10 protein-coding genes are annotated in these 13,138 nt (G+C 65.3%); 4 read left to right on the top strand and 6 right to left on the bottom strand.

Features of this window, described 5'->3' with window-relative positions; all coding sequences use genetic code 11:
- Nucleotides 1-159 precede the first annotated feature (159 nt).
- From accC to gcbA, 6 genes are all read right to left on the bottom strand, one after another.
- Nucleotides 160-1,518, bottom strand: coding sequence for an acetyl-CoA carboxylase biotin carboxylase subunit (gene accC, locus CAG31_RS15810; RefSeq protein WP_085582703.1), 1,359 nt, complete (start codon nt 1,516-1,518; stop codon nt 160-162).
- Nucleotides 1,519-1,535: 17 nt separating this feature from the next.
- Nucleotides 1,536-1,997 (bottom strand): acetyl-CoA carboxylase biotin carboxyl carrier protein, encoded by a 462-nt coding sequence (accB, locus tag CAG31_RS15805; RefSeq protein WP_085582701.1) that lies wholly within the window; start codon nt 1,995-1,997, stop codon nt 1,536-1,538.
- Nucleotides 1,998-2,045: 48 nt separating this feature from the next.
- Entirely contained in the window at nt 2,046-2,498 is a 453-nt protein-coding gene (gene aroQ, locus CAG31_RS15800) for a type II 3-dehydroquinate dehydratase (protein WP_085582699.1), read from the bottom strand.
- Nucleotides 2,499-2,630: 132 nt separating this feature from the next.
- On the bottom strand, nt 2,631-4,376 hold the full coding sequence (locus tag CAG31_RS15795; protein ID WP_085582697.1) for a protein-disulfide reductase DsbD: 1,746 nt from the start codon (nt 4,374-4,376) through the stop codon (nt 2,631-2,633).
- A 193-nt stretch (nt 4,377-4,569) separates the two neighbouring features.
- Nucleotides 4,570-6,516 carry a methyl-accepting chemotaxis protein gene (locus tag CAG31_RS15790; RefSeq protein ID WP_085582695.1) on the bottom strand — a complete coding sequence of 649 codons (1,947 nt, stop codon included), beginning with the start codon at nt 6,514-6,516 and terminating at the stop codon, nt 4,570-4,572.
- 51 nt (nt 6,517-6,567) lie between these two features.
- The gene (gcbA, locus tag CAG31_RS15785; protein WP_085582693.1) at nt 6,568-8,238 is read right to left on the bottom strand and encodes a diguanylate cyclase GcbA; all 1,671 of its coding nucleotides are present in this window, start codon (nt 8,236-8,238) and stop codon (nt 6,568-6,570) included.
- 503 nt (nt 8,239-8,741) lie between these two features.
- On the opposite strand from gcbA, the gene CAG31_RS15780 reads away from it, so the two are divergent.
- The 4 genes from CAG31_RS15780 to speA all read left to right on the top strand — a co-directional run bounded on the left by CAG31_RS15780 (nt 8,742) and on the right by speA (nt 13,063).
- Nucleotides 8,742-9,809 carry a DUF2333 family protein gene (locus tag CAG31_RS15780; RefSeq protein ID WP_085582691.1) on the top strand — a complete coding sequence of 356 codons (1,068 nt, stop codon included), beginning with the start codon at nt 8,742-8,744 and terminating at the stop codon, nt 9,807-9,809.
- Between the two features lie 3 nt (nt 9,810-9,812).
- Entirely contained in the window at nt 9,813-10,370 is a 558-nt protein-coding gene (locus CAG31_RS15775) for an NUDIX hydrolase (RefSeq protein WP_085582689.1), read from the top strand.
- Nucleotides 10,371-10,558: 188 nt separating this feature from the next.
- Nucleotides 10,559-10,930: a translation initiation factor Sui1 gene (locus tag CAG31_RS15770; protein ID WP_085582968.1), complete on the top strand. Its 372-nt coding sequence runs from the start codon at nt 10,559-10,561 to the stop codon at nt 10,928-10,930.
- Nucleotides 10,931-11,149: 219 nt separating this feature from the next.
- On the top strand, nt 11,150-13,063 hold the full coding sequence (gene speA, locus CAG31_RS15765; protein ID WP_085582687.1) for an arginine decarboxylase: 1,914 nt from the start codon (nt 11,150-11,152) through the stop codon (nt 13,061-13,063).
- Nucleotides 13,064-13,138: the final 75 nt, after the last annotated feature.

The following is a 13,138-nucleotide window of genomic DNA, read 5'->3' as shown; positions in this document are numbered from 1 at the left end:
CCCCTGTAGGAGCGAGCCTGCTCGCGAAGGCGGTGTGCCATTCACCGTATGTGTTGAATGTGCCGACGTCATCGCGAGCAGGCTCGCTTCCACAAGGAAGCGGAGGTGCGGATACGACAAGGCCGCCCGGAGGCGGCCTTGTCGTGCGCAGGCTGAAGTTTAGTGCTTGTCGCCGGCCAGCTTGTGCTCGAGGTAGTGAATGTTCACGCCCCCTTTGCAGAAGCCTTCGTCGCGGGTCAGGTCACGGTGCAGCGGGATGTTGGTCTTGATCCCGTCCACCACGATTTCGTCCAGGGCGTTGCGCATGCGTGCCATGGCCTCGTCGCGGGTGGCGCCGTAGGTGATCAGCTTGCCGATCAGCGAGTCGTAGTTCGGCGGAACCGCATAACCGCTGTACAGGTGCGAATCGACGCGAACGCCGTTGCCGCCCGGTGCATGGAAATGCTTGACCGTGCCAGGGCTCGGCATGAAGGTCTTCGGGTCTTCGGCGTTGATCCGGCACTCCAGCGAGTGGCCGCGGATGACCACGTCGTCCTGGGTGAACGACAGCTTGTTGCCGGCGGCGATGCTGAGCATCTCCTTGACGATGTCGATGCCGGTGACCATCTCCGAAACCGGGTGCTCCACCTGAACGCGGGTGTTCATTTCGATGAAGTAGAACCGGCCGTTCTCGTACAGGAACTCGAAGGTGCCGGCACCGCGGTAGCCGATGTCGATGCACGCCTGGACGCAGCGGGCGAGGACTTCCTTGCGGGCCTGCTCGTCGATGCCCGGTGCCGGCGCTTCTTCGAGGACCTTCTGGTGACGGCGCTGCAGCGAGCAGTCGCGGTCGCCCAGGTGGATGGCGTTGCCTTGGCCGTCGGAGAGCACTTGCACTTCGACGTGGCGCGGGTTGGTCAGGAACTTCTCCAGATAGACCATCGGGTTGCCGAACGCTGCGCCCGCTTCGGAACGGGTCAGTTTCGCCGAGGCGATCAGGTCTTCTTCCTTGTGCACCACGCGCATGCCGCGACCGCCACCGCCGCCGGCAGCCTTGATGATCACCGGGTAGCCGACTTCACGGCCGATGCGCAGCGCCGTCTCTTCGTCTTCCGGCAGCGGGCCGTCGGAGCCCGGTACGGTCGGAACGCCGGCGGTGATCATCGCGTGCTTGGCCGAGACCTTGTCGCCCATCAGGCGAATGGTGTCGGCCTTCGGGCCGATGAAGGCGAAGCCGGAGTTCTCGACCTGCTCGGCGAAGTCCGCGTTTTCCGCGAGGAAGCCGTAGCCTGGGTGAATGGCGGTGGCGCCGGTCACTTCGGCGGCGGCGATGATCGCCGGGATGTGCAGGTAGGAGTGCGCGGCGGAAGCCGGGCCGATGCAGACGGATTCGTCCGCCAGGCCCAGGTGCATCAGCTCTTTGTCGGCCTTGGAGTAAACGGCGACGGTCTTGATGCCCATCTCTTTGCAGGCACGCAGAATCCGCAGGGCGATCTCACCGCGGTTAGCGATCAGAACTTTTTCCAACTTCGCAGTCATCAAAGGCTCTCCGCAGTTCAAACGATGGTGAACAGCGGTTGGTCGAACTCAACCGGCTGACCGTCTTCGACGAGGATGGATTCGATCACGCCGCTGGCTTCCGCCTCGATGTGGTTCATCATCTTCATGGCTTCGACGATGCACAGGGTGTCGCCTTTCTTCACGGTCTGGCCAACTTCAACGAAGGCCGGCGAGGTCGGCGATGCCTTGCGGTAGAAAGTGCCGACCATCGGCGAACGGGCGACGGTGCCGTTCAGCGCTGGAGCGGCAGCGGCGGCCGGGGCGGCTGCAGCCACTGGGGCGGCGGCCGGTGCGGCTGGGGCGGCGACCGGAGCAGGCGCCGGCGCGTAGTACTGCTGCGGCGCAACTTTGCTGTTGCGGCTGATGCGTACGGACTCTTCGCCTTCCTTGATCTCGAGCTCGTCGATGCCGGACTCTTCCAGCAATTCGATCAGTTTCTTAACTTTACGGATATCCATGAATCATCAACTCCCAAGGGTCGGTCAGGGGCGTTTAACGCTTGTTGTTCAAGCCGTTGCCTGTCGTTCAAGCTGTTCCAGGGCGGCCTCCAGGGCCAGTCGGTAACCGCTGGCGCCAAGGCCGCAGATCACTCCCACCGCAACATCGGAGAAGTAGGAGTGATGGCGGAAAGGTTCGCGTTTGTGCACGTTGGACAGATGCACTTCGATGAATGGGATGCTCACCGCCAGCAGCGCGTCACGTAATGCGACACTTGTGTGCGTAAAAGCCGCCGGATTGATCAGGATGAAGTCCACGCCCTCGTCGCGGGCGGCATGGATCCGGTCGATCAGTTCGTACTCGGCGTTGCTCTGCAGGTACAGCAGGTGATGGCCGGCTTCGCGGGCGCGGCGCTCCAGGTCCTGGTTGATCTGCGCCAGGGTGGTCGAGCCGTAGGTGCCCGGTTCCCGGGTGCCGAGCAGGTTCAGGTTGGGGCCGTGCAGCACCAATAGCGTTGCCATCTGCGTGTACCTTGTTTGGGGTGAGCCTTCGTCGGAACCCGGCGACTATGCCGCAAAGACTTTGTGACTGTCCAGTTCTCTGCAATAGCCAGCACGATGCCCGATGTTTGCGCAAAGTATGTGACCGAGTGATTAAATCCGGTCATTCGCCTGGCGGATCCGCTCAAGGAAGCCGGCCGCGCCGATCTCGCCGATCACCCGCACATCAAGGCGTTCGTTACCGTCCTTGCCGAAGAACATCAGCGCCGGCGGGCCGAACAGGGTGTAGCGGTCGAGCAGGGAGCGCTGTTCGGCGGTGCTTGCGGTGATATCGAAGCGGATCAGCCGGTAGCCCTTGAGCCGCTCCATGACCGTGGCGTCGTTGAGCACTTCGTGCTCGATGACCTTGCAGCTGATGCACCAGTCGGCGTACCAGTCGAGCAGCAGCGGGGTGCCGGCGGCCTTCGCCTCCAGCAGCACGCGGTCCAGTTCCACCGGGGTGCTGACGGTCTGCCACCGACCGCTGTCCTGGGCCGGTGCGTCATGTTGGGCCATGCGCGGAGCAATGGGGTTCAGCGGGTCGGTCTGGCCGCTGAACGCGCCGTACCAGCAGGCCAGCGCATAGAACAGCAGGAACATCCCCAGCAACTGGCCGAGGCGTTTGCGCGGCGGCTTGTAGACGAACTCCAGCGCACCGAGGAACAGGCCCACGCCGCCGGCCAGCAGCCCGATCAGCAGCAACGTGACCTGGCCCGGCAGCACGCGGCTGAGCAAACCGATCGACAGCCCCAGCAACAGCACGCCGATGCCGTTCTTCACGTACATCATCCATGGCCCGCTCTTGGGCAGCCATGCGGCGCCGCCGGTGGCCACCAGCAACAGCGGCGCGCCCATGCCCAGACCGAGCATGAACAGCTTCAGCCCGCCGCCCAGCGCATCGCCACTGGCGCTTATATATAGCAGCGCACCGGCCAGCGGCGCCGAGACGCACGGCGACACCAGCAAACTGGAGACCACGCCCAGCACCGCCGCGCCCCACAACGAGCCGCCTTCGGTGCGTCCGGCGATACGGTCGAGGCGGCTGCTGATGACGTGCGGCAGCTTGAGCTCGAACACGCCGAACATCGCCAGGGCGAACACCGCAAAGAACAGGGCGAACGGCACCAGCACCCACGCCGACTGCAGCCGCGCCTGCAGGTTGAGCTGCGCACCGAACAGTCCCATCAGCGCCCCCAGCAGGGCAAAGCACGCCGCCATCGGCAGCACATAGGCGAGCGACAGGTTGAAGCCGCGTAACCCGCCGACCTGGCCGCGCAGCACCACGCCGGAAAGGATCGGCAGCATCGGCAGCACGCAGGGCGTGAACGTCAGGCCCAGGCCCGCAAGGAAGAACAGCGCCAGGTCGCGCCAGTCCCAGGCGGGCGGCGCCGTGCCGGCCGAAGCGCTGCCTTCGATGTTCAGCCGTTCGGTCTCCGGCGGATAGCACAAGCCCTTGTCGGCGCAGCCCTGATAGGTGACGGCGAGCGTGAAGGGGCGGGCATCGTTGCGCGGCAGTTCGACATCGGTGATGCCGTGGTAGACCTCCACGTCACCGAAGAACTCGTCGTGCTTCTGCTCGCCCGGCTGCAGTTGCGCGGCGCCCAGCGTCACGTCGGACGGGTCGGCGCGGAACTGGAAGCGGTGGCGGTAGAGGTAATAGCCCTCGGTGGCGACGAAGCGCAGCTTGACCGACTGCGGCGTGGTTTCGACCAGGCTCAGCCGGAAGGCTTCGCGCACCGGCAGGAAGTCGGCGCTGTTGTTGATCGAGCCCAGGGAGGCGCTGGGTTTGCTGTCGAACAGCCCGGCGGCGCCGGCCGGCAGGGCAAGGATCAAGAGCAGGAGGCAAAGCAGGCGGCGCATGACAATCTCGCGTATCGGAATTGAGGGCATGATAGCGGACGGTGCCGGGGACTGCAGGACGCGCTGCGGCGATTGGCCTGACGCAGCGCAATGGTGTGTGCGATATCGTGCCTGGGGGCGCCGGCCTGCCGGCGATGGGGCCCGGCAGCGCAAGACGGTTGCTCCCGCAGGCCCAGCCCGCCCATGCCGCCGGTCAGACGCGGAAAGCCTGCACCGCCGTGTGCAGTTGCCCGCCCAGCTCCAGCAGGTTTTCGCCTTGCTCGCGCCCTTGGCCGATGCGCAGCAGGTTGTCCCCGCCCAACTGGTGGATCCGCTCGCTGTGGTCGCGGATCTCGCTGACCGCGCCGCTCTGCTGGGCGGTGACGTCGGCGATGCGTACGGCGGTGGCGGCGATGGTCTGGATCGCGCCGACGATCTTGTCCAGCGCCCCGTCCGCCGCCTGGGCCTGGTTGGCCGTGGCTTCGGCGTGTTCGACCTGGGTGCGCATGCCTTCGACCGATTGACGGGCGGCGGTCTGCAGGCCGGCGATCAGCGTCTGGATCTCGGCGGTGGCCCCGGCGGTGCGTTGCGCCAGCGAGCGGACTTCCTCGGCCACCACGGCGAAGCCGCGGCCCATCTCGCCGGCCCGGGCCGCTTCGATGGCGGCGTTGAGCGCCAGCAGGTTGGTCTGGTCGGCGATCGAGCGGATCACCGTCAGCACGCCGCCGATGGTGGCGGACTCCTCCGCCAGGTGTTCGATCATCTGCGCGTTGCCCTGCACCTCGCCGACCAGCGCATGCAGCCCGGTGAGGCTCTGGCCGATCACCTGCTGGCCGTGCTCGACGGCCTGCCCGGCATGGCGGCTGGCGTCGGCGGCCTGGCGGGCGTCGCCGGCCACTTGCTGGATGGTCGCTTCCAGTTCGCTGAGGGAGTCGCGGATCAGCGCGGTGTCCCCGGCCTGGTGTTCGGCGCCGCTGTGCAGGTCGTTGCTCAGCTCGGCCAGGGTGCGACTGCTGCCGGCCACCTGCTCGGCGTTGCCGCGGATGGTGCCGACCAGATCCACCAGGTAGGCGCGCAAGCGGTTGAGCGAGGCTTCGATGTCGTGCAGTTCGCGGTTGGTCTTGCCCAGCCGGATGTCGCGGCTGAAGTCGCCCTCGGCCCAGGTCGACAGCGCCGGCGCGAGGTTGGTGAGCGTGCGGGCCAGGCGCCGCTGCAAGGTGTCGATCAGCAGCGCGATCAACAGGATCAGGCCGATCATCACGCCCTGCATCAGCCGCACCTCGCCCTGGATCTGGCCGTGCTGGGCGCGCACGGCCGGCTCCAGCCCGGCGATGGCCTGCTGCACGGCGGCGATCTTCCGGTGGGTGGCGGCGGCAAGGTCGGTTCGCTTCTGGATCTGCTCGCGGGTGCGCGAAAGCTCCGCCGGGTAGCGGCCGAGCAGGCTGTTGAGTTCACGCTTGAGGCCGACGCCGGCGTCTTCGGCGGCGGCCTTTTCGGTGCTTTCGATGCCCATCATCGCGGCGAAGTCGTCGCTGCCGGATTCGCTCTGGCTGATCACGCCGAGCAACGGCAGGGCATCGATGGCCTGGGCCTGGGCACGCAGGTTGGCGACTTCCCGTTCGACGTCGGCGGCCAGTTCGCTGCGGCCGCTGCTGACCAGTTTGTCCCGGGCCAGCGTCAGCTTGCCCAGGTGCTGCGCCGCGTTGAGCAGCGGCGCCAGGTACGCCGCATTGCCGTTGGCGTAGGTGCTGAGCTGGTCGAGGCTGGCGCTCAGCTCCCGTTCGGCCTGCACCAGCAGCGCTTGCGGGTCGCCGGCCAGCTTGCCGGCCGCCAGCAGGTCGGTCTTGCTGAAATCGTCCAGGTCCGAAAGGCTCGGCCGCAGGGTGTCGGCCAGGGCGGGCGGCAGTTCGCCGAGTTCCTTTTGCAGGTCGTCGAGGGCGGCGGTGGCGCCGCTCAGGCGCAGGGCGTCGCCGCTGGCGAGGTAGTCTTCGACGTTGCGTGCCGCATCGTTCTGAAAGCGCTGCGACAGACCCAGGTAGCGCTCCATCAGCAGGTAAGGGCGCTCCAGGGCTCTCTGCGACCACCACAGCGTGGCGCCGAGGGCCACGCACACGGCGACCAGCAACAGCGTGTTGAGATTGGTGAGCAACTTCAGGCGCATGACGGCTACCAACGGCAGAAATGGTAAGCGCCTGAATTTATTGCGGTTCTGTTACAGGGTTATGACCGAATCGGTGGATTCCGATGAAAAAGTGGCACTTTGCTTTGAGTCCCGGGCGACCTGCACCCGGTTGCGCCCTTCGCCCTTGGCGCGGTACAGGGCCTCGTCGGCCTGGGTGGCCATCATCAGGCTGTCGGAGTCCTCGCTCATCTCCACGACACCGGCGCTGAAGGTGCACCACAGATCCTGCGGCTGCGCCGGGTAGTGGATCTCGGCGAAGCGCTGGCGGATCTCGTCGAGCACGTTGTGCGCGGCGGTCAGGTCGGTGTCGGGCATGACGATGGCGAATTCCTCGCCGCCGTAGCGGCCGATGAAGTCGGTCTTGCGCAGGCGCTGCTTGAGGAACAGCGCCAGGCTCTTGATCACCCGGTCGCCCATCGGGTGGCCGTGGCTGTCGTTGACCCGCTTGAAGTGGTCGATGTCGAGCATGGCGAAGCTCAGCGGCTTGCCCTCGCGGCGGGCGCGGAACGAGCAGTCCTCCAGCAGTTGCAGGATGTGGGTGTGGTTGTACAGGCCGGTGAGACTGTCGCGCACCATCCGCGCCTTGAGGTTGCGCGCCCGGGCGGCGCGGTTGCGCACGGTGGTGATCAGGTGGCGCGGTTTGATCGGTTTGGTCAGGAAGTCGTCGCCGCCCTCGCTCATGGCGTCGAGCTGCTTGTCCAGGTCGTCCTCGGCCGACAGGTAAATGATCGGCACGCTGACGTAGCGGTCATTGTGGCGGATGACTTTGGCCAGTTCGGTGCCGGTGCAGGCCGGCATGTACATGTCGAGGATGATCAGGTCCGGCTGGAAATCCGCCAGTTCGGCCATGGCCTGGATCGGCTCGATCAGGGTGCGGGTGACGATGCCCGCGCTGTTGAGCAGGCGTTCGGTGTGCAGGGCCTGGGCGCGGGAGTCGTCGATGATCAGCACTTTATAGGGTTCGTACTGGGCGACGCAGGTCAGCACCTCGATCTTCTCCAGCAGGCTCGACGCTTCGAGGGTGCCGGTGAGGAACTCCCGGCCGCCGGCGCGCACGGCGGCCAGGCGGGTCGGGGTGTCGGTTTCGTGCAGGCTGAAGAACAGCAGCGGCAGCGGCTCCTCCAGGCCCTGCTGGGCTTCGGCGGCCAGGGTCAGGCCGACGCCGGGGGCGCTGAAGTCCACGTCCATGACGATGGCGGCGGGCAGGCGCTCGACCATCGAGGAACGGAACGCCGACACGCTGTCCAGCGCCTGGGCGGTGAGGCCGAAGAACTCCAGTTGCTTGGCCAGCCGCTCGGCGCGGTCATGGTCTTGCAGCAGCACGTAGATCGGTTTGCGCAGCGGCGGCAGGAACGTCTGGTCGAGCTGGTCGCCGTGGCGCAGGCCAGTGCGCGACAGGCGCTGCATCAAGCGGTTGAGGTCGGTGATCAGGCCGCTGCTCAGCCGGCCGCGGTTGGCGTCGACGGCTTCCAGCGACTGGCTGATGTGGCGGGCCAGCTGCGTGTGCTCAGGCTGTTCGAAGCGCTCGGCGAAACGCAGCAGGCGCAGGTTGGCCTCGCTCAGCTCGGCGAGGTCGGCGGTGGACCATTCGCTGCGTTGCAGGCGCTGCCATATCTCAAGAATCTGACGTGCCTGATGAATTACCCGCTGGGCAAAGTGGTGCTTGAGGCGCTCACGGCTGGGGTCTTCTGGCTCGGTCATATCCTGACTACTAGTTAGGGTGCATGCTGAGATCGACTGGTGGCTCTATGCTAGCACCTCTTTTCCCTTACATGAGTGTCGTACGTCAATAATCTGCGGCGCAGCACCATTCAGTTTTCGACTTGGCGGTTTCGGCCGGGACATGCGCTTGCGAAAAGTGCCCGTAGGCTGGGCTTACAGGAAGTTTCCTCTCATGGTTGAAGAGATTTCCCGACGCGTTTCGGATGTTGTCCTACAGGGCGTTCTACTTTTCTCCAGCATCGGTTTTCAGGGCGTTTATCGTTGATAGGGTCAGGGAAACCCCTAGAAGACGTTTGCCCGGTCATGACCCCATGTTTCAACGAACAAGGAGCGGCGCCATGCCAATCCCAGCCCAGCCTTCCTTTTTCGGGACGCGGCAGCGCTGTTTTTCCCGGATGCCCGCAACGGCGGGTGCCGGGGCAAGGCACGTTGCTGTATGGTTGCTGTCGAACCGTTGAACCCAAGTCTGAAAGGATATCGCCATGCTGGACTGGAAGAACCGCGCGGGCAGCGCGCCTGAACGTGCCGCCGAACCCAAGTCGGCCACCCGCAGCTATCTGGGCGGCCTGCTGTTCAGCCGTGCGCTGGCCACCCTGGTGGGCATTTACCTGTTGGTGACCATTGGCCTTGGCTGGTACTGGAGCCAGGAGCCGGCGCTGTTTCCCGTGGCGCAGAACGCGCAGGTCGCCGCCGAGAAGGAAGGCAAGCAGATGGTGGTCGGCTACACCACCGTCGAGACCCTCAAGACCGTGGCCGGCACGTTGCTGACCAAGCCGGGCGGCTACATTTCCAACGACCGCTTCCCGCCGGGCCTGTGGATGGACAACATGCCGAGTTGGGAATACGGCGTGCTGGTGCAGGTGCGCGACCTGACCCGGGCCCTGCGCAAGGACTTCGCCCGTTCGCAGTCGCAGTCGGCCGAAGACGCCGACCTGGCCAAGGCCGAGCCGCGCTTCAACTTCGACAACAAGAGCTGGATCCTGCCGTCCAGCGAGTCGGAGTATCAGGAAGGCATCAATTCCCTGACCCGTTACCAGGCGCGCCTGGCGAGCCCCGACCAGAAGAGCGCGCTGTTCTACGCCCGCGCCGACAACCTGAACAACTGGCTGGGCGATGTCGGCACCCGTCTGGGTTCGCTGTCGCAGCGGCTGTCGGCCAGCGTCGGCCGGGTCAAGCTCAACACTGCGCTGAAGACCGAAGTGCCGGCCGTGGGCGAAGTGCCGCAGGTCGACGAGGAAGTGGTCGAGACCCCGTGGATGCAGATCGACAACGTCTTCTATGAAGCCCGCGGCCAGGCCTGGGCGCTGTCGCACCTGCTGCGCGCCATCGAAGTGGACTTCGCCGACGTGCTGGCCAAGAAGAACGCCACGGTCAGCGTGCGCCAGATCATCCGCGAGCTGGAAGCCTCGCAGGAGCCGGTGTGGAGCCCGATGATCCTCAACGGCAGCGGTTTCGGGGTGCTGGCCAACCACTCGCTGGTGATGGCCAATTACATCTCCCGGGCCAACGCCGCCGTGATCGACCTGCGCCAACTGCTCAACCAGGGTTGAGCCATGAGCGACCTTCCCGACGAGGCGGCCCACCGCGCCGCCTCGGACGCCGAACGCATCGCCTGGGTCGACGAGCGGGACAACCTGCTCGGCTCCCTGGCGCGGGCCGAGCTGCGTGAGCGCGGGCTGATCGGCCGCGGCACCTACATCATGCTGTTCAACTCTGCCGGCGAGCTGTGCGTGCACCGGCGCACCTTGAGCAAGGCGATCTATCCCGGGTATTGGGACGTGGCGGCCGGCGGCATGGTGCTGGCCAGCGAAACCTACGCCGAATCGGCGGCCCGCGAGCTGGAAGAGGAGCTGGGCGTGAGCGGCGTCGAACTGACCGCCCACGACCATTTCTTCTTCGAGGACAGCGAAAGCCGCCTGTGGTGCTCGGCGTTCTCGGCGGTGTGGGACGGCCCCCTGAAGCTGCAGCCCGAAGAAGTGCTGGAGGCATGCTTCATGCCCGTCGGACAGGTCATGCTGGAAATCACGCAAAAGCCTTACTGCCCGGACTCCTTGGCGGCGTTGGAACGCTATCTGAAGGCCCGGGGCAACGACGTCGCAAAGAAGGTGTAAATTGGCGCCGATTGGCTCTTAGCAAGTCGGCTTTTTGCCGTTACACTGCGCGACCTTTTCAAGCTGCGCCGGCCCGCTTTCCCGAAAGCGTCGATGCAGTAGCGCTGCCCCTGCCTGAGTGGGGCTTCGCGGTCGATCGCCTTGCCCAAGGCGGCGGCCAGTCTTTTGTCCTCCCGAGAGGATTGCCGGTGGCCAAAAAAGCCGCATCCTTCGCCGCCCTGGGCGGCCTGGTGTTTTCCACCGACGCAGGTCGTCATTGCCCGGAATGCAGTAAACCGGTGGACGCCTGCATCTGCAGACAGACGCAAATCCCGGCCGGCGACGGCATTGCCCGCGTGCGACGCGAGAGCAAGGGCCGTGGCGGCAAGACGGTGACCACCATCACCGGCGTGCCGCTGGCCATCGACGCGCTCAAGGAGCTGGCGGCGACGTTGAAGAAACGTTGCGGCACCGGCGGTGCGCTGAAGGACGGGGTCATCGAAATCCAGGGCGATCATGTCGAGCTACTCTTGGCCGAGCTGATCAAGCAAGGTTTCAAGGCGAAGAAGTCCGGCGGCTAGCAGCCTCTGTGAAAGCCACTCGCGGCTTGATCCGGCCCTGAATCCCTTCAGGTCCGGCGTCGTCTCATTGGTTTTCACAGAGCCTGTTCATGACCGGTCTCTAAACTCGTGACAGCGGGCGCGGTCTACCGCCCGCTGACGAACCGTCATTTTCATTCTTTAGACTGCGCCGGCCTGACTGTCAGGCGACGCTTCATGACTTCTTTATAGGGGACTTCGATGTCCGTACGACGCACACGCAAAGACGATGGCAGCCAATGGACAGTTGCGGACAGCCGCAGTGTTTACGGGATCCGCCATTGGGGGGCCGGGTATTTCGCGATCAATGACGCCGGTCGCGTCGAAGTTCGTCCGAACGGCCCGAGCAGTTCGCCCATCGACCTGTTCGAACAGGTCGACCAGCTGCGCAAGAGCGGCTTGTCCCTGCCGTTGCTGGTGCGCTTCCCCGACATCCTGCAAGACCGCGTCCGTCAGCTGACCGGCGCCTTCGACGCGAACATCGAGCGTCTGGAATACCAGAGCAAGTACACCGCGCTGTACCCGATCAAGGTCAACCAGCAAGAAGCGGTGATCGAGAACATCATCGCCACCCAGAACGTGTCCATCGGCCTTGAGGCCGGCTCCAAGCCTGAGCTGCTGGCGGTGCTGGCGCTGGCGCCGAAGGGCGGCACCATCGTCTGCAACGGCTACAAGGACCGCGAGTTCATCCGCCTGGCGCTGATGGGCCAGAAGCTCGGCCACAACGTGTTCATCGTGATCGAGAAGGAATCGGAAGTCGGCCTGGTGATCGAAGAGGCCGCCTCCCTGCGTGTGAAGCCGCAGGTCGGCCTGCGCGTGCGCCTGTCGTCGCTGGCCTCGTCGAAGTGGGCGGACACCGGCGGTGAGAAGTCCAAGTTCGGCCTGTCGGCGGCGCAGCTGCTGTCGGTGGTCGAGCGTTTCCGCGCGGCGGGCCTGGATCAGGGCATCCGCCTGCTGCACTTTCACATGGGTTCGCAGATCGCCAACCTGGCCGACTACCAGCACGGCTTCAAGGAAGCGATCCGCTACTACGGCGAGCTGCGCAACCTCGGCCTGCCGGTCGATCACATCGACGTCGGCGGCGGCCTGGGCGTGGACTACGACGGCACCCACTCGCGCAACGCCAGCTCGATCAACTACGACATGGACGACTACGCCGGCGTGGTGGTGGGCATGCTCAAGGAGTTCTGCGACGCGCAGAGCCTGCCGCACCCGCACATCTTCTCCGAGAGCGGCCGTTCGCTGACCGCCCACCACGCCATGCTGGTGGTGCAGGTGACCGACGTCGAGAAACACAACGACGACGTGCCGCAGATCGAAAACAAGGAAGCGCTGCCGGAAACCGTGCAGTGGCTGGTGGACCTGCTCGGCCCGACCGACATCGAGATGGTCACCGAAACCTACTGGCGCGCCACCCACTACATGAGCGACGTGGCGGCCCAGTACGCCGACGGCAAGCTGACCCTGGCCGAAAAGGCCCTGGCCGAGCAGTGCTACTTCGCCGTGTGCCGTCGCCTGCACAACTCGCTGAAGGCGCGTCAGCGTTCGCACCGTCAGGTGCTGGACGAACTCAACGACAAGCTGGCCGACAAGTACATCTGCAACTTCTCGGTGTTCCAGAGCCTGCCGGACACCTGGGCGATCGACCAGGTGCTGCCGATCATCCCGCTGCACCGCCTGGATGAAGAGCCGCTGCGCCGCGCCGTGCTGCAGGACCTGACCTGCGACTCCGACGGCAAGATCAACCAGTACGTCGACGAGCAGAGCATCGAGACCAGCCTGCCGGTGCACGCACTGAACGACGGCGAGGATTATCTGCTGGGCGTGTTCCTGGTCGGCGCCTACCAGGAAATCCTCGGCGACATGCACAACCTGTTCGGCGACACCGACTCGGTGAACATCTACCAGAACGCCGACGGCAGCGTGTACCACGCCGGCATCGAAACCCACGACACCATCGAAGACATGCTGCGCTATGTGCACCTGTCGCCGGAGGAACTGATGACCCACTACCGCGACAAGTGCGCCAGTGCCCGCATCAGCGCCAACGAGCGCACCCAGTTCCTCGATGCCCTGCGCCTGGGCCTGACCCGCTCCTCCTACCTGTCTTCCTGAGACACGGCACAGCCCTGCCGGGCCATCTGAATGTTTTCCTGACGTTGTGGAAAATTCGGATGGCCCGGTAGGGCT

Source organism: Pseudomonas sp. R25(2017), assembly GCF_002112565.1.
Taxonomy (GTDB): Bacteria; Pseudomonadota; Gammaproteobacteria; order Pseudomonadales; family Pseudomonadaceae; genus Aquipseudomonas; species Aquipseudomonas ekonensis.
Note: the sequence above shows the minus strand (reverse complement) of the source record. Positions and strands in the feature narration are given on the sequence as shown.